General features: G+C 71.5%; 11 protein-coding genes and 3 tRNA genes. 8 read left to right on the top strand and 6 right to left on the bottom strand.

The features are described from left to right. Positions 1 to 153: 153 nt before the first annotated feature. The 3 genes from WMF19_RS20645 to WMF19_RS20655 all read left to right on the top strand — a co-directional run bounded on the left by WMF19_RS20645 (position 154) and on the right by WMF19_RS20655 (position 5080). Complete coding sequence (locus WMF19_RS20645; protein ID WP_437900670.1) at positions 154 to 1626, top strand: hypothetical protein; 1473 nt, start codon at positions 154 to 156, stop codon at positions 1624 to 1626. A gap of 435 nt (positions 1627 to 2061) precedes the next feature. After that, on the top strand, positions 2062 to 3423 hold the full coding sequence (locus tag WMF19_RS20650; protein WP_437900671.1) for a sugar transferase: 1362 nt from the start codon (positions 2062 to 2064) through the stop codon (positions 3421 to 3423). Positions 3424 to 3541: 118 nt separating this feature from the next. Further along, entirely contained in the window at positions 3542 to 5080 is a 1539-nt protein-coding gene (locus WMF19_RS20655) for a hypothetical protein (protein WP_437330286.1), read from the top strand. A 95-nt stretch (positions 5081 to 5175) separates the two neighbouring features. Here WMF19_RS20655 and WMF19_RS20660 read toward each other — a convergent pair. The 3 genes from WMF19_RS20660 to WMF19_RS20670 all read right to left on the bottom strand — a co-directional run bounded on the left by WMF19_RS20660 (position 5176) and on the right by WMF19_RS20670 (position 5612). Next, a tRNA-Asp gene (locus tag WMF19_RS20660) sits at positions 5176 to 5252 on the bottom strand. A gap of 166 nt (positions 5253 to 5418) precedes the next feature. Next, positions 5419 to 5495, bottom strand: a tRNA-Asp gene (locus WMF19_RS20665). A 45-nt stretch (positions 5496 to 5540) separates the two neighbouring features. Beyond that, positions 5541 to 5612, bottom strand: a tRNA-Val gene (locus WMF19_RS20670). Between the two features lie 365 nt (positions 5613 to 5977). On the opposite strand from WMF19_RS20670, the gene WMF19_RS20675 reads away from it, so the two are divergent. The 3 genes from WMF19_RS20675 to WMF19_RS20685 all read left to right on the top strand — a co-directional run bounded on the left by WMF19_RS20675 (position 5978) and on the right by WMF19_RS20685 (position 9096). Then, positions 5978 to 6961 (top strand): ATP-grasp domain-containing protein, encoded by a 984-nt coding sequence (locus WMF19_RS20675; protein ID WP_272099202.1) that lies wholly within the window; start codon positions 5978 to 5980, stop codon positions 6959 to 6961. Next, positions 6958 to 8085 carry a carboxylate-amine ligase gene (locus WMF19_RS20680; RefSeq protein ID WP_437900672.1) on the top strand — a complete coding sequence of 376 codons (1128 nt, stop codon included), beginning with the start codon at positions 6958 to 6960 and terminating at the stop codon, positions 8083 to 8085. The genes WMF19_RS20675 and WMF19_RS20680 overlap by 4 nt, the downstream gene beginning before the upstream one ends. 162 nt (positions 8086 to 8247) lie before the next feature. Next, positions 8248 to 9096 (top strand): hypothetical protein, encoded by an 849-nt coding sequence (locus WMF19_RS20685; protein WP_437900673.1) that lies wholly within the window; start codon positions 8248 to 8250, stop codon positions 9094 to 9096. A 69-nt stretch (positions 9097 to 9165) separates the two neighbouring features. Here WMF19_RS20685 and WMF19_RS20690 read toward each other — a convergent pair whose 3' ends face one another. Then, positions 9166 to 10602: a serine/threonine protein kinase gene (locus tag WMF19_RS20690; protein ID WP_437330290.1), complete on the bottom strand. Its 1437-nt coding sequence runs from the start codon at positions 10600 to 10602 to the stop codon at positions 9166 to 9168. Positions 10603 to 11092: 490 nt separating this feature from the next. On the opposite strand from WMF19_RS20690, the gene WMF19_RS20695 reads away from it, so the two are divergent. Together WMF19_RS20695 and WMF19_RS20700 are read left to right on the top strand one after the other, a co-directional pair. Then, the gene (locus WMF19_RS20695) at positions 11093 to 12784 is read left to right on the top strand and encodes a hypothetical protein (RefSeq protein ID WP_437900674.1); all 1692 of its coding nucleotides are present in this window, start codon (positions 11093 to 11095) and stop codon (positions 12782 to 12784) included. 72 nt (positions 12785 to 12856) lie between these two features. Then, on the top strand, positions 12857 to 13453 hold the full coding sequence (locus WMF19_RS20700) for a GNAT family N-acetyltransferase (RefSeq protein ID WP_437900675.1): 597 nt from the start codon (positions 12857 to 12859) through the stop codon (positions 13451 to 13453). 584 nt (positions 13454 to 14037) lie between these two features. Here WMF19_RS20700 and WMF19_RS20705 read toward each other — a convergent pair. Next, the gene (locus WMF19_RS20705) at positions 14038 to 15309 is read right to left on the bottom strand and encodes an outer membrane protein assembly factor BamB family protein (protein ID WP_437900676.1); all 1272 of its coding nucleotides are present in this window, start codon (positions 15307 to 15309) and stop codon (positions 14038 to 14040) included. After that, positions 15296 to 16591 (bottom strand): tetratricopeptide repeat protein, encoded by a 1296-nt coding sequence (locus tag WMF19_RS20710; RefSeq protein ID WP_437900677.1) that lies wholly within the window; start codon positions 16589 to 16591, stop codon positions 15296 to 15298. The genes WMF19_RS20705 and WMF19_RS20710 overlap by 14 nt, the downstream gene beginning before the upstream one ends. Positions 16592 to 16607 lie beyond the last annotated feature (16 nt).

The following is a 16607-nucleotide window of genomic DNA, read 5'->3' on the forward strand; positions in this document are numbered from 1 at the left end:
TGACATGCGCATGCCGAGGCCAGATTTGTAATGTTGCAAACATCATCGAACGTGGGACGCTCCGGGCGCCGGGCGTGCCTGCCGGGGAGGGGAGGGCGGCCGATTCGGGTCGCTCCGTGCCGCGGGGCTTGCCGCTCGACAGCGAGGGGGCGCGTGTTCTCGTTCGTCTTGCCGATGTGGGACTCCGACGTGACGGCACGGGCGGCGGTGGAGCAGAGCGTGGCGTCGAACGTCGGGGACGTGGGCTCGGGAGCGCTGATGGCTGGCGTCGTGGGCTCGCTCGAGGGCTCTCTCCGGGGCGAGGTGTCGCGTTATGGACTGAGCGTCGATGGGAGCTACGAGCGGGTATTTCAGGTCTCGCTCGACTCGGCTCGACTCACGCCCTCCGACAGCGCCTCGGCGCGGCTCGGCGGGGGAGCGGGCTGGGCGCTCTCGCCGCTCGCGGACCTCTCCATGGCCGCGGCCGGCTACCTCGCGACCCGCCTCGGCGTGCGCGCCGACGACGCGCTCGCCGCGCGCGATCCCTTCCTGTCCGGCGATCGCCTGCAATACACGCTCTCCGCCGGGCCGGCCCTCTCCATCACGGCGTCGCGGCGGTCGTCGGTGCGCCTCGGCGCCGGCTACGAGCAGGCGGGCGCGCTCTCGGCCGACGACCCTGCCGCGGTCGGGATCGACGCGCACACGGGGCGCGCCGAGGTGAGCACCTCGTTCGACCTCGGCGCGCTGGACACGCTGACACCCGAGCTCCGGTACGAGGTCACCCAGTACCGTCACGCGCTGCTCGACACCGATCTCACGCGCGGCGCGGCCCGCGTCCACGCCGGCGCCGCGCTCCTCTCCGAGTCCCACGAGCTCACGCGGAACGTCTCGACGCGCGTCGCCGGCGGCGTGACCGTCGCGAGCCCGCCGCCCGTGCTGTCGTCGCGCGACGCGGTGATCGCGCCGGCGGCGCGGATCGGGCTCACCTATGTCGAGCAGCGCTATCGGCTGACAGCAGGCTACGCCTATGCCTACACGTCGCTCGGGCCGAGGATCGGATTCGGGCACGAGCACGAGGCGTCCCTCGAAGCGAGCTTTCGGCCCGCCCGGGGCGGCGCGACCCGCGACCTCATCGTGACCGGAGTCGCCCGCTTCTCGACCGGCAGCGCCCCCGTCGCCGCCAATCCGCCGCTCCACCTCACCCCCGGCGCGCCGGCGCCCTCCAGGGAAGGGTCGCTGTCCACGACAACGGCGCTCGCCGGCGCGCAGATTTCCTATCCGCTCTGGCGCGGGATCGCGCTGAGCGGCGGCGTCGATCTCGAGTACATGCGCGCCGCGCTCGATCCGGCGCCGAGCGCAGGCGAGGCCGGCGGCTCGCTGAGGAGCATCGTCAGCGCCGGGATCTCGGGGACGCTGTCGACGGATCGACACCGGACGCTCCGCCGCGATCCCGACGGCGCATGGGATGACGAGCGCCGCAGCGCGATGATCCAGGGGATGCCCTCGGGCCGCTGGCAGGCGCCCGAGCCAGGCCGCGAGCTCGACGATGGCGGCGACGCCTCCGGCGAGACCCCAGACGCCTCCGGCGAGACCCCGTCCGCGCGCGCCGCGCAAGCCGGCTCGCGCGCGATGCGCGACACGCGATAACCCCCCTCGACACGCCAATCGCTCTCCCGGCCGGGAGCGGCGCGCCCACCCGCGCGACGGCTCAGCCGCCGGAGAGCCGCCGAGACTACCGCGCGCCGAGCGGCGCCCCCCTGACGTGGCGCGCAGCGGCTCCGTCTCGGTCCACGTCACGCTAAGGACTCGACGTATGCAATCCGTCGACGGCGTTACTCGGGCCGCGACTCCCCACGACAGCCCGCACGTCATCGGCGCAATCCGGCCGCGAAATCGCCAATTTCGCCGGGCCCGGCCCCGCGCGCGGCGGCTCAGTCCGCCGTCATGAAATGAGATTCGTCGGAGGCATCTGGCGATCTGCCCCGGTCTGCTCTAATGTAGGTTCAACTACAACCGTATGTGCCCCGTCAGAGGCGACGCGCCGTGACGTGCGACCGCCCGGGGCCGACGAGTGGAGGGACGATGCTGGAGCTGTTCCGGTCGCCGCGCCGGGCCATGGTGTGGTTTGTCGAGGCCAGCCTGCTCTCGCTCCTGGTGTGCTGCGCGCCGGGCGTGCTCGTGGGCTGGGAGCACACGCTCGATGGGGAGCGCTTCGGACGGACGGCGAGCATCTCGTTGGTGGCGCTGGCGTCGCTCTATTATCACGGCCTGTACGGGCCCGAGCCTCCCAGGGCGCGGGCGCTGGTCCTGACGACGTTCCGGGCGCTCGGCCTGGCGGCGGCGGTGCTGTGGCTCGCGTTCTGGCTCGTGCCGGACGCGCAGATCAGCGATCGGGTGATCCTGACGTCGCTCGGGGCGGCGGCGCTCGTGCTCCCCGCGTGGCGCGCGGCGTGTGATCGGGTGATGAGGAGCGAGAGCTTCTCGAAACTCGCGGTGGTGCTGGGCTCGGGCGAGCTCGCCCGCTCGTGCGCGGCCCTCATCCGCAAGGATGGACAGGTCCTCGGGCTGCGCCTCGCCGGCCGGCTCGTCCGCGACGAGGAGCCGATCGACGAGGCCGAGATCGCGGGGAGGTACCGAGACCTCCGGCGCCTCGTCGAGCAGCGCGGCGTCGGGGCGGTGATCGTGGCGACGTCCGATCGCCGCGCCGCTTTCCCGCTGGAAGCGCTGCTCGATCTGAAGCTCCGCGGCGTCGAGATCGAGGAGGGCATGGATTTCTACGAGCGGGTGACCGGCAAGATCTGCGTGCGCGAGCTGAAGCCGAGCCAGATCATCTTCTCTCACGGGTTCAGCGTGCGGCGGCGGACGCTTTTGGCGAAGCGGATCTTCGACGTCGTGTGCGCGACCGCCGGGCTCGTCCTCGCGCTGCCGCTGATGGCGCTCACGGCCGCCCTGGTGAAGCTCGACTCCAGGGGGCCGGCGCTCTATTCGCAGATCCGGACAGGCGCTCTCGGGAAGCCGTTCAGGATCCACAAGTTCCGCTCGATGAGGACCGACGCCGAGAAGGACGGGGCGGCGTGGGCCACCGAGAACGATCCGCGCGTGACCCGCGTCGGGCGGTTCATCCGGAAGACGCGGCTCGACGAGCTGCCGCAGCTCTGGAACGTGCTGGTCGGCGAGATGAGCATGGTGGGGCCGCGGCCCGAGCGCCCCGAGTTCATCGACGCTCTGGAGAAGCAAATCCCCTTCTTCCGGCAGCGGCTCTTCGTGAAGCCGGGAGTGACGGGACACGCACAGGTGCGCTGCCGTTACGGCGCGTCCGCCGAGGACGCGCTGGAGAAGCTCCAGTATGATCTCTACTATATGAAGAGCTTCTCGCTCTGGTTCGATATCTCCATCCTCATCGACACCGTGAAGGTCGTGCTCTGGCGCATCGGCGCGCGGTGAATGGTCCGGCTGCCGCGCCGTGCAATGGCTGCGCTCTTTAACGCCGGGCCCGGTGGCGCGCCCTCTGCAGAGCACGCGCCAGAGATCGGCGGGCGTCGGTCTCCGGGGGGATTCGGCGATGAAGACGTGGAGATGGGCGAGCGTCGTGAGCTCGGTGCTTCTGGTGCAGGGCTGTGCGGAGCTCGACCCGACGCCGGGAGAGAGCGTCGCCGTCGCGGAGAGCAGCCTGAACGTCTCGACCTTCCGCTTCACGGAAGGCGGAGAGTTGCCCTATGTGCTCGGCTTCTCGCCCGAGACCGGCCAGATCCTCGGCGGCGCGCACCAGCTCCTCATCCCTCGAACCGGCGGTCGCGAGGCGATCGACGGCGCCAACCTGCCCTCGCAGCTGCACCCCGACCTCCGGGGCTCCCTGCTCCAGCTCAACTCGACGCTCCGGGAAGGCGAGGCGCAGTCGACCGCGTTCGCCTCGAACTGGTGGCCGCAGCGGCAGAACGGGATCGCCGATCGCTGGAACTCGGCCAACAAGAACTACTCCGATCGGACGTCCGACCCGGACAACCTCTCTCCCGCCGAGAAATACGATGTCCTCTTCCATCCGGGGCAGATGGAGAGGCTCGGGGGCATCGCCGCGTGGAGCATGGACGACCTCAGGCGGCCTCCGTACCTGCGCAATCCTCCCTATATCCAGCCGGCGGTGGTCGTGGCCGGCCCGGTCACACGCTGGGAGCTACAGCATCATGGGCTCTACCAGGGTGTCTATCCGGAGTACTGGTGGGGGCATTGCAACGGGTGGTCGGCCTATGTCGCCGCCGAGGGGGCCGGGCCGCGCCGCGACGTCCGGGTGAAGCTCTCCGGCTCGACCGTGACCGAGTGCGCCGCGGCGGAGACCGGCTGCGTGCTGTTCCGCATGGCGGACATCGAGGCGCTCATGAGCGAGCTCTACTTCAGCGACTCGGTGACCTTCTCGGGGCGCCGCTGCGAGACGCGGGCGGATCGGACGATGCGCGACGTCTACGGCAGGCCCATCGACCCCGCCTGTCGCGACCTCAACCCGGCCACGATGCACGTGGCCATGACCGGGCTGCTCGCGGTCGGAGCAAAGCCGCTCCACGGCGACTCGACAGAGCGACAGAAGCTCATGTTCATCGTCGACCACACCTGGGACGTCGAGGTGTGGAGCTTCCCCGTCAAGCAGTTCTCGATCGATGTCATCGAGGAGGTGGACGCCCAGCAGGCCGCGCGGCTCCTGTGCGGCGGCGCGTACATGGGCGCCGACTGCTACAATTACCGGTTCAACCCGAGCGCGACGCGCTTCGTCCGCGTCGCCGCGCGCTTCTGGATGATCTCCGATTCGGTCACCGGCGAGACGCTGCTCACGCCGCCCGAGCAGCGCACCGTCCCGCTCTCCGTGTCGGAGCTGCACTATGTGCTCGAGCTCGACGACAACCTCAACATCCTGGGCGGCGAGTGGATCAAGAACCCCTCGATCGTGAACGGGATCAACGGCAAGGAGCTCCACCCGGATTATCTCTGGATCCCGGTGCGGGCCCAGGGCGCGGGCGAGGACGACGACGATCTCGGGGGCAGCGAGGACAACCCCTACATCTCGTACTCGAAGGTCAAGGCGCTGCTCACGCTCTCGCGGCGGGACGACTGAGGCGCAGCGCCTTGCACGCCACGCCAGAAGCGCCCGGTCCCGCCAGGAGCGGCGGGCGACCGCGGACGGCGGCGCGGCGGAGATTCAAGAAGCGTTGGCGGGGTGGACGGGACTCGAACCCGCGGCCTCCGGCGTGACAGGCCGGCGTTATAACCAACTTAACTACCACCCCAGACGTCAGCGATACGATCGCTCAGCGAGCGCCGAGCATGCTCGGCTTTCCTTCCCATGAGCAAGCTCGCCACGAGCCAGACCTCCTCGCCTGGCCTGCACCGAGCGATGCAAGCCAACCGAGGGAGGCTCAGGCGAGCATCGGCTCAGATGACAGGGAAGAAAGCTGGCGGGGTGGACGGGACTCGAACCCGCGGCCTCCGGCGTGACAGGCCGGCGTTATAACCAACTTAACTACCACCCCAGACTGACATCACTACAGATCACCCAGGCCCCTAGACCCAGGAAGTGGGCGGGACAGGGGTCGAACCTGCGACCATCGGCTTGTAAGGCCGACGCTCTGCCGCTGAGCTACCCGCCCCGTCGGAGAGGTGCGCGACTGTACTCGCCGAACGGAGTCCGTCAAGATTTATTTCTCGCGGCCTCCGTCCCTGGCTGATCGAGCCCGCGTCTGCCCCGGGATCTCCGTGGCTTTCGCCACGCGCCGCGCGCCTGCCGCGCGCCCGTCGCCACGCTCGCGATCCGCGTCCAGGCCTCGCGTCGCTCGTTTGCTGCGATGGCAAGCGCCGTCACGAACGCCGAACGGACGTGCGAACAGAGCTGCTGAACCGTGTGACAACCTGATTCATCGATACACTTATGGCGCAAAATTCCCGTGTGTCCGCGCTACGCTGTGCGTCAGCGGCGCCAGCCGCGCGTAGGCGTAGTGGGAGGAGCAAGCAACGTATGGCGGAGAAGATCGGCATCCTCGTCGGCTGGGAACAGTCGTTCCCTCAGGCGTTCCTCGAGAGGTGCAACAAGGTGCCCGGCGTCCGGGCGGAGATCGCGAAGCTCGGCGGGACGCCCGAGCGGTTCGAGAGCCCGTACCGGGTGCTCATCGACCGGATCAGCCAGGAGGTGAAGCACTACCGCTTCTACCTGAAGGCCGCCGCGCTCGGCGGGGCGTTCGTGATCAACGACCCGTTCTGGTGGAGCGCGGACGACAAGTTCTTCGGCTACTCGCTGGCGTCGCAGATCGGCATCGCGACGCCGCGCACCGTCATGCTGCCCCAGCGCGACTACATCCCGGCGATCGTCAAGGAGCGCAGCCTCCGCAACCTCGAGTATCCGCTCAACTGGGAGGCGATCGTCGACTACGTGCGCTTCCCGGCCATCCTCAAGCCCGCGGACGGCGGCGGGTGGAAGGACGTGTCGGTGGTGCGGAGCCAGGAGGAGCTGCTCGCCGCCTACAACGCCTCGGGGCAGAACGTCATGACCCTGCAGGAGTTCATCGACTTCGACGACTACGTCCGCTGCATCTGCGTCGGCAAGGATCGCGTCCTCCCGATCCAGTACGACCCCAGGGCGATCGGCCCCACGGGGCTCCGCGGCTGCTACGTGCAGCACGACAGCGAGCGGTGGCTCCCGAAGGCGCTGCACGACCGCGTCATCGAGGACGCGATCAAGATCAACAAGGCGCTCGGCTACGACATGAACTCGATCGAGTTCGCGATCCGCGACGGCGTCCCGTACGCGATCGATTTCACGAACCCGGCGCCGGACATGCACATCGAGCACCTGCGGGAGCGGTACTTCAACATCGCCGTCGACTGGATGGTCGCGTTCGCGGTGGAGTGCTCGCGAGGCGACCGGCGGACGCGGGACGGCTACGCGTGGTCGAGGCTCGTCCGGCCCTCCGTGGGCAAAGTTCGGCTCGGGGCCTCGTCATGACCGACGTCGAGGGGCTCCTCGACGGCCAGTTCACGCTGGGCATCGAGGAGGAGTTCCAGATCGTCGACGCGGAGACGCGCGAGCTGCGGTCGTACGTGAGCCAGCTGCTCGAGGGGGGGCCGGGCCACGAGCTGCTGCGCGGCCGGGCCCGCCCCGAGATGCACCAGTCGGTCGTGGAGACGGGCACGGGCGTCTGCCGGGACATCCGGCAGGCGAGGGGAGAGCTCGCCGAGCTGCGCGGCAGCCTGAACACGCTCGCGCGGCGAGGGGGGATGCGGATCGTCGCGGCCGGGACGCACCCGTTCAGCGACTGGAAGAAGCAGGACATCACCGACGGCGAGCGCTACCGGTGCATCGTGGAGGACCTGCAGGACGTCGCCCGCGCCAACCTCATCTTCGGGCTGCACGTCCACGTCGGCGTCAAGGACCGCGAGGTGGCGATGGCCCTCGCGAACCAGGTCCGCTACTTCCTGCCGCACATCCTCGCGCTCTCCACGAGCTCGCCGTTCTGGCTCGGCCGCCCCTCGGGGCTGAAGAGCACGCGCAGCGAGATCTTCAAGCGCTTCCCGCGCACCGGGATCCCGGGGCCCTTCGAGTCGTACGGCCACTTCCAGCGCTTCGTCGACCTGCTCGTGAAGACGGGCTGCATCGACAACGCGAAGAAGATCTGGTGGGACGTCCGCACGCACCCGTTCTTCGACACGGTCGAGGTCAGGATCTGCGACATGACCACGCGCCTCGACGACACCGTGGCGCTGGCCGCGCTCGTCCAGGCGGTCATGGGCAAGCTCTACCTCCTCTACCGGCGCAACCTCGGGTTCCGCGAGTACCGGCAGGAGCTCATCGAGGAGAACAAGTGGCGCGCCGTGCGCTACGGCCTCGACGGGCAGCTCATCGACTTCGGGAAGCAGGAGCAGGTCCCCGTCCGCCACCTCGTCGGCGAGCTCCTCGAGTTCGTGCAAGAGTCGGCGGAGATCTTCGGGTCGCAGGGCGAGATCGAGCGGATCCGGGCGATCCTCCGCGACGGGACGAGCGCGGATCGCCAGCTCACGGTCTACGCCCGGACGAAGAGCTTCCACGCCGTGGTCGACGACCTGATCGAGCAGTCGAGCCTCGGGCTGTAAGGCCTCGAGCGGCCCGGCGGCGGAGGCCGCCGCGGGGATGCCGCGCGCCGGGAGGGGTCCTCCTCCCGGCCGCGGGCGCCTCCGGCGGAGGCGCTCGGCGGGGCAGGGGCGGCGGGACGGCAGGACGCACCGCGAGGTGGCCGCCGGTCGAAGGGCGCCGCCGTGCGAGAATTTCTGCTCGCGCGCCGGCTCTGCTACCGTGCGGCCGTGGGAAACGCTCCGCATCGCTGCGCCGCAGCTCTCTCGGTGGGCTGTCTGCTCGCGCTGTCCGCCGCCGCGGGCGCCGCGGGTTGCGCGTCGACCGAGTACGTCAACGAAGGTCCTGGGCAGCCGACGCCGCGGGCCTCCGGCTCGCTGCCTCCCGGATCGGTGGGCGCCTGCAAGCAGCCGTTCACGAAGCGGCCGCCCATCGTGAGCGAGGAGCTCTGGGCGCACGCGAAGCCGTGCACGCCGCGCACGCCGCCCTCGTACATCCGGCTCGGCTACGCGAAGGACGGCTCCGCGGGCGCCGATCCGGAGGCGGAGCAGCTGGTCGAGAAGGTGCTGGCGGCGCTCGCCGAAGGGACGAAGCCCGACGGCGGCAACAACCAGGTCACGAGCGCGATCCGCGCGGTGCGGTCCTACGCGGCGAGGAAGGACGAGCTGCGCGCCCGGATCGCGCGGGACTCCGCCTCGGATCAGGCGTGCGACGTGACCTACCTGCTCAACACGATGTCCGCCGCGCGGGGCAAGCTGTCGGGAGGCGACGCCTGCACCGCGGAGGTGTTCGACCCGGAGACGCGCGCCGACGCGTGCCTCTTCGACGCGAAGCGGCCCGAGGGGCTCTGGCTGTCGAGCGGCTGGTCCTGCATGACGTTCACCGGGGAGCTCGGGAACGAGGCGTCCTGCCATCAGCTCTGCGGTTACGACGACTACTGCGCGCGGCAGGTGTACTGCGCGGCGGGCGACGTCAACCTGCTGCTCTGCGCGCTCGGCGTCTGCCTGCCGGAGCCGTCCGCCGGCATCAAGTGACGGCCGCGCGGCCGCACGGCCGCACGGAGCTGGTCGGCGCTAATCGGCGCTAATCGGCGCTAATCGGCGCTAATCGGCCAATAGCGCGCTCAGCCGCTCGAGGACGCCGCGGAGCACCTCGCGCGCGCCGCGCAGGAGCGCGCGCACGTCGCGAAGGGCGTCGTGGACCTCGCCGGGCACGGGCAGGAGGCCCGCGCGGGCGGCGAGCGCCGCCCCCGAGACGAGCAACAGCACCACGACCAAGGCCAGGAAGACGCGTCGGGGCCACCGCCGCCGTCGGCGGGGCGCCGGCGTCATCAGGGCCGGAGGCGCGGACTTGACCGGCAGCTTGCGGCTGGACGGTGGCGGCGGGAAGGAGGACTTGGGCGGCGGCTCGTCGAGAGAGACGGGGAGGATGCCGGCGAACGTGGCGGGGAGCGGCGTGTTCCCGGCGGGCGGCCGCTTGCTGCTGCGCGGCTCGCCTCGCCGCCCGGACGTGGAGCGGGGCTCCCCGCGCGACGACAAGCGGCTGTCCGCGAGCTGGATCGCCGTCGCGAGCTTCTTCCGGCGCTCGGCCACGGCGTCCCCGAGCGTCTCGCGGACGAAGCGGCCGACGTCGCCCTCCGTGACCGCGGCGCCGAGAGAGATCGCGATCTGGTCGAGCGTTCGCTGGAACGACGCGCAGTCGCTCCAGCGGTCCGCCGGATCCTTGGCCAGCGCGCGCTCGATCGCCAGCGCGAGATCGAACGGGACGTCCGGCACGAGCTCGCGGATGGGGACGGGGGCGAAGCGAATGATGTTCTCCATCGTCTTCGCGTCCGTCTTGCCGCGGAACGGGTGATAGCCGCTGAGGGTCGTGTAGAGGAGGACCCCGAGCGAGAAGATGTCGGCGCGCCGATCGACCTTGCCCGACGTGAGCTGCTCCGGCGAGAGGTACGGGATCTTGCCCTTGAGCTGGCCGGCGACGTGCGTCTCATGCAGGCGGCCCGTGGCCTTGGCGACGCCGAAGTCGACGATCTTCACGATGCCGTCGAACGACACCATCACGTTCTGCGGCGAGATGTCGCGGTGCACGAGGTCGACGAGCCTGCCCTCGTCGTCGCGCAGCTCGTGCGCGGCGTGCAGGCCGGCGCAGATGCTCGAGGCGATGCGCAGGAGGATCGGCAGGGGGACGCCGACGCCCCCGGTCGATTTCACCTGCTTGTTCAGCGTGGCGATCGTGTCGCCGTCGACCCACTCCATCACGATGTAGAGCACGCCGTTCTCGTCGCCGAGCTCGACGATCTCGACCGCGTGGGGGTGCCGGATGCGGGACGCGAGGCGCGCCTCGTCGAGGAACATCGCCTCGAAGGCGGGGTCGTCGCCGAACTCCGGCAGCATCGTCTTGATGGCGACGATCTTCTGGAAGCCGCGGGATCCCACGAGGCGCGCCGCCCAGACGGCCGCCATCCCTCCGCGGGCGACCGGCATGAGGAGCTCGTAGCGGCCCAGCGTGTCTCCAGGCTTGAGGTCCGACAGGATCTGCACGCGGTGGTCGTCCTACTGGATGGGGAGGCGGAGTTTGGAGGGGTAGGGATCGAGTGCCGCCGTTACGTTCGTGGAGGCCCGTAGCCTCGACGTCTGCCGGAGCGACGCAGCGCCATCGCGCCTGCACGTCACGAAGGAGGTCCCGCAAAGCCAGGGTGCCACGAAGCGTATACGGACCTCAAGCTCGGGGGCGAAGGCGCCTCGGATGGACGCATCGCAGCGGAGGGTAGGCGAGCGCGGCCCGAAGAGAGAGCGCGGCCAGGGCGATCGATGTGACGCGCGAGGAGATCGGAACGGATGCGAAGCGATGCGAAGCGATGGGAACGGATGCGAACCGATGGGAACCGAGCGCCGCGAAAGGGAATGATTCGTTGCGTGTAAAGACGCGTGTAAAAGTGCGCGCAAAGGTGCGAAAAGTGCGCCAGCTCGCGTTGAAGACGCGGGCGCTGGAGTCGTGATACACGGTGAGCGACCTGCTCGACGAGGCCTCATGGAAGCCAATTTGCGCCCGATCCCGCCGCCGCACGACGAAGACAACGAAGACGTGCACTGGGCGCTGTCGACCGCGACCGCGCTGTGGGGGCGCGGGGAGCGTGACGAGGCCCTGAAATGGCTGCGCCGCGCCGCGGAGCAGGCCTCGGATGCCAACGCCGACCTGCGCGCCCTCGAGCTCTTCAAGGCCGCCGCGGAGGTGGCGCAGAAGATCGCGGCGCTCGAGGCGGACACGGCCACGGCCTCGCAGCCCCCGACCGCGAGCGCGCCGCCGAACGCGGCCTTGAGCGCGCCGCCCCAGGGGTCCGGCGCTCCTCCCGCAACGGCGAGCGCGCCGCCGCCCAGGCCGAGCGCGCCGGGGGCACCGGCGAGACCGTCGCGTCCACCGGGCGCGGAGGCAGGGCGAGCCGAGCGCGGCGGCGCGGGCACGAGCGCGCCGCCCGCCGCGATGCGGGCGCCTTCGGTCCGCGCGCCTGCCGGCGATGCGCCGACAGGGCCGCTCGCCTCCGCGGTGGCGACGTTCCGCGACGGAGCCGTGCCCAGGCCCGCGGCGGGGGTGGGCCGGCCGGCGTCGGTGGTGCCGGGGCGCGCCCCTGCGCCGGTGAGCGCAGCGGCGCTGCGCGAGGTGACCCCGACGCAGCTGTCGCCCGCGGCCCGCGCGCCCAGCCACGCGCCAGGGCTCCCGGCGCGCCCCGGCGCGGCGACGAAGACCGGCGCCCCGCCGGGTGCGGCTGCCTCGACGGCCGGATCGCCGGGCCGCGCTGTCCCGGCGAACGCGCGTGCGATCACCGGCTTCGCGGCGTCGCCGCACGGGAGGGTGTCGTCGACGACCGCGGTGACCGAGGAGGTCCCGGTGGTCAAGCTCCCGGCCGCGAGCGCGTTCGCTGGCCAGGAGCCAGGGCAGGGCGCGTCGGACGCGGCGCGCGAGAGTGACAGCGGGGAGCAGCCGGCCGACGCGGATCCTCCGGCCGATCAGCGCGCCACGGTGCCTACGCCGACGGCCATGGCCGCGGCGCTGGCGCGGCGGCCGGCGGTCCCGCTCGGCGCGGGCTCTTCGCAGGAGGCGACCGAGCGGCGCCCGGGGCTCTGGCCGAGCACGGACGAGGAGGGCACCGCGCGCCGCCCCCTGACCCCGCAGGAGCAGCGGGTGCTGATGGAGCTCCGGATCGAGGACCTGGACGAGGAGACGCCGATGCTCGCCCTGGAGCAGCTGGCGGGCGACGGCAAGGCGCCCGCTGCCGCACCGGAGGCGGGCCCCGCGTCCGATGACCGCGCCGACTGGACCGAGGCCGAGCCGGATGAAGCCGACGCTGGCATCGCGTCTGCGGATCAGCAGGGAGACGGGGAGCCCTCGGGCGCGGTGCAGGGCCGGGGCGCGGAGGGGGCGGCGTCCTGGTCGCAGGGAGCTCCCATGGACGATCGTGGAGGATCGTCGGAGGACTCGTCGTGGAGCGATCCGCCGTACGAAGGGGAATGGCAGGCGCCGCCGCCGCGGCTGCCCGCGTCGCAGATCGAGCCGCTGCCGGCGCTGCGGATCGCGGTGATCGGCATCTCGAGCGCCGGGGAGCTCCGGCTCGTCCCGATGGACGGAAGGAACGCTCCGCCACGGGGCGCAGCGCTCGGGATCCTCGTCCCGTTGAGCCCCGGGGACGGCGAGACGATCGCGCGGCTGCTCCAGCTGCGCAGCTGAGCTGCCGCGGCGCCGCGCGTGCACGTTCGGCAAGAAGTGGGGCATCCCGCGCATCGGCGGTAGCCTCGGGGGATGCATGACGAACGGACGGCCCCGAAGCGGATCCGCGTGACAGGACTGCAAGAGGCCCAGCTGCCGGCGCTCGTGGCGCTGGAGCAGGCCTGTGCGGCGATGCACCGCGAGGCTGGCCCTGGGGTGGCGGAGGTCGAGGCGCGGACGCTCGCCGATCTCGCCGCGCTGACGCGGCGGCACGACGTGCGCGTGGCAGAGGCGGACGACGAGGTAGCCGGCTACCTGGCGTGGCGCGACGAGGCGCCTGGGGTCGCAGTCCTGGAGGAGCTCTCGGTGCACCCGGACCACCAGCGATGCGGCGTCGGCACGCGGCTGTTCGCGGAGCTCCAGGAGCGGGCGCGCGAGCTCGGCCTGGAGCAGGTCGTGGTGCGCTCCAGGGAGAAGGCGAGCTGGACGCGCGCTTTCTGCGAGAAGATGGGCTTCGAGCCGCTCGGCGACGGCGCGCCGGCGAAGGTCCGGGCGTGGTGGAGCGAGCAGGAGGACTCCGGAAGCCCGCTGACACGAGCCGGCGAGGTCATCCTGTGGGCGGCCATCCCGCTGCAACGCCCCGAAGCGCCGGACGAGGGCGACGCGGGCGACGAGCGCGGCGAGAGCTGAACCCGGCGGGGTGAGCCGTTCGCTCGGGGGCCGTCGTGAGCCGGCGGGCGCCCGGGCGAAGGCGCGCGGTTGCAGAAGCGCGCGGACGACTCGGCCAGGGTGCCTGGCTGCGCTCGGACCAGCCGTGGGGCTTGGAACCCCGCCCGGGCGCGCGAGTTGACATAATGTTTCTTATGCGATCCAAGGCCGGTGCGGCGGGCAGGGGAGCTCGGCTCGATTTCACAAGCAAATTCATGCATCTGGGGCCGATCGGGCCGCATCCCGCGGCCGTGGCCGCCGTTGCCGCAACCTGGGTCGGCCTCGCCCACGGCAACCTGGGTCCGCCGCACCGGTCGCCGCCGTTGCCGCAACCTGGGTCGGTCGCCTCGCCGTTGCCGCAACCCCGGTCGGCCTCGCCCACGGACGGCAACCTGGGTCGGCCTCGCCCACGGCCGCCGCCCCGCCGGTGCTGCCCGCCACGAGACCTGGCCGGAGGCCCCCCGTCCAGCGTCCCCCCGAAGCACGCCTCAAGGCGTCGGCAGCAACGCCTGCGCGCCCCTCGGCCCGCCGGCATCAAGCCGCCGCGCTTCAGCCTGTGCGTGTGTTCAGCCCTTCGGAACCGGGGGCGTCTCGACGTCCAGGCTCAGCAGCGAGCCGCCGTTCGTCAGGACGAACGCGCGCCGGCCGTACGCCGCCGGCGTCATCGCGATCCCGCCGCCGGTCTCGATGCCGTCGATCACGGCCCCGTCCAGCGGAGAGAACAGGAAGATCCCGTAGCGCGTGGTCGTCACCAGCAGCGCCCCCGAGAACGGCACGGGGGCCGAGATGCCGCCGTCTGGCAAGTCCCGGCGCCAGATCGTGCGGCCATCCTCCGGATCGAGCGCCCACAGGCCGGTCATGCCGGAGGACGCGAGCAGCACCTTCCGCGCGGGCACGATCGGACCGCCTCCGCTCCGAGGCTGGTGCGCAGGCTGCTCCCACAGGAGAAGCTCGGTCACGCCGACCGCCGCCTCGTTCACCCAGGCCCGGGTCCCGTTCTCGGCGTCGAGCGCGAAGACCCCGCCCGCGTAACCTGCCACGAAGACCACATCGCCCGAGGCGATCTTCCCGAGGACCGGCGTGGTGTCCGTGTCGAGGTACTTCGGCGTCTGGCCGCCCGCGCTCTGCTCGGCCTCGGCGGCCAGGTCGACGAGCGCCCACTGCTCGGACCCGTCCTTGAGGTCGTAGGCCATCACGACCCCGTCCGAGAACGCGGTGTAGACCTTGTCCCGGCCGAGCGCCGGCCCCGCGTACCCGGCGATCTCCATCCCGCCCGCCGGCGTCCGGTGCTGGTGCCAGCGCATCGCCCCCGTCGCCGCGTCGAGCGCGATCAGCGTGTCGTTCGCGTTCGTCACGTAGAGCACGCCGTCGCGCAGCACCGGCCGCCGCGCGACCTTCGCGTTGGTCATGAAGCGGTAGAGCAGCGCGCCGTCCGACGCGCGCACCTTGTAGAGCGCGCCGTCGTCCGAGCCGAAATAGACCGTGTCCGACGCGGCGTCGTAGAGCGGCTCGCACTGCACCGGGCCGAGCGTCTCGAAGCGCCACAGGACGTCGCTCGTGTCCGCGCGCACCGCGTACAGGCCGTGATCGCTCGATCCGACGAAGACGCGCCGGTGCGCCACGTCGATCTCGGGGCGGCCGCGCTCGTAGGCCTCGCCGACCTTGCGCGTCTCGGCGGTGATCTCGCGGCGCATGGTGATGCCGAGCGCGCCGCCTGGATGGTGCAGCCAGAGCGGCGCATCGGGCGCCGCAGCGACGCCCAGGTTGCCGCAGCCGCTGAGCGGCGCGAGCCCCAGCCAGACGAGCGCGACGCCCGCTGCGCGGCTAGTGCGGCGCATCGCCCGCCTTCTTCTCCGCGTTCTCACGCGCACGGCGGAGCAGCTGCTCGATCTCCTCCGGCGTCATCGACTGGCCCTTCGGACCGCCGAACGCGGCGCGAGGCGGCACGGCGGCCGGATCGATCTTGCGCAGCATCTCCTCGACGACCGCCTCGAGGAACTGGAACGGGCGGCCCTCCGTCGACGGCGCCTGGAGCTTCTCGTGCGCGCTCTTGAGCAGCTCCTTCGCCTTGTCGGTGTCGCCCTTGGCCAGGTAGAGCCGCGCCTGGTGGTACAGCGCGAGCTCCTTGTAGCCCTTCATGTCGATCGCCTCGAGCTCCTTGAACGACGCGAGCGCGCCGTCGAGATCACCCTTGCCCTCCCGGGCGAAGGCGATGCCCTCGATGGCGCGCCCCTTCACGTCGGGATCGGCCCCGGCCAGCGGCGACGAGACCACGACGCTGTACGCGTCCAGCGCGTGCGCGTAGTCCTTCTTGTCGAGCAGCACCCCGGCCTGGCCGAGCTTCGCCAGGGTCGCCGCTCCGGTGCCGGCGTGCTCGTCGATGACCTTGTTGTACTCGGCGAGCGCGGTGGCCGACCGCTCGTCCGCGGTCTTGAAGGTCCTCGTGACGTCGAGCTCCTTCTCCTCGTCGGTGCGCGTGTCCTCGGCGAGCACCCTGCCCCGATCCGCGGCGACGGCCGCGACGAGCGCCGACGTGGACGCGGCGTCCTTCTTCTCGGCCCGCGACAGGTAGAACAGGGCGCCGCCGGTCGCGACGATCGCCGCCACCACGCCCCACTGGACGATGTGGAAGTTCGTCTTGATCCACCGGCCAGCGCCGCTGGTCATCCGGCTGAGCGCGTCCTCGACCATCTCGCCCGGCAGCAGCTGGACCGGGCGGCGCCCCTCGGCCTGCTCCCTGCGGCGAGCGAGCAGCTCCTTCGCGCGGGCGTTCTTGTCCTTGGGCAGCTCCTCGCCGGTCGCCTTCTTCTTGCGGCGGCGCGCGGTGGCCTCGTCGCGGCGGCGGGCCGCGCGGTTCGGCGCTGCCTCGACCGCCTCTTCGCTCGCCGCCTCCGGCGCGGGGGCCTCTTCCGCCTCGCCGACGCCGAGCGCGTCGGCCACGCGCTGCGCGGCCTCGTCGTCGCCATCGCCGCCGGCGTCCTTCACCGGAGCGCCGCGCGGCGGCCTCGCCGGGGCCGCCTCCGCGGCCCCGTCCTCGTCGCCATCGCTCCGCGTGGCAGCGACATCGCCATCGCTCTGCGCGGATTTCTCTTCGGCCTGCTCTCGGTCCTTGTCCGACACGCGGCGGACTCTAGTC

Origin of the sequence: Sorangium sp. So ce124, from assembly GCF_051525235.1 — a bacterium.
Lineage (GTDB): Bacteria > Myxococcota_A > Polyangia > Polyangiales > Polyangiaceae > Sorangium > Sorangium atrum.

Bases quoted from the DNA above. Each gene is read 5' to 3' on its own strand.
- WMF19_RS20650 (WP_437900671.1), top strand. From the start codon at position 2,062: ATGCTGGAGCTGTTCCGGTCGCCGCGCCGGGCCATGGTGTGGTTTGTC.
- WMF19_RS20655 (WP_437330286.1), top strand. From the start codon at position 3,542: ATGAAGACGTGGAGATGGGCGAGCGTCGTGAGCTCGGTGCTTCTGGTG.
- WMF19_RS20675 (WP_272099202.1), top strand. From the start codon at position 5,978: ATGGCGGAGAAGATCGGCATCCTCGTCGGCTGGGAACAGTCGTTCCCT.
- WMF19_RS20680 (WP_437900672.1), top strand. From the start codon at position 6,958: ATGACCGACGTCGAGGGGCTCCTCGACGGCCAGTTCACGCTGGGCATC.
- WMF19_RS20695 (WP_437900674.1), top strand. From the start codon at position 11,093: ATGGAAGCCAATTTGCGCCCGATCCCGCCGCCGCACGACGAAGACAAC.
- WMF19_RS20700 (WP_437900675.1), top strand. From the start codon at position 12,857: ATGCATGACGAACGGACGGCCCCGAAGCGGATCCGCGTGACAGGACTG.
- WMF19_RS20705 (WP_437900676.1), bottom strand. From the start codon at position 15,309: ATGCGCCGCACTAGCCGCGCAGCGGGCGTCGCGCTCGTCTGGCTGGGG.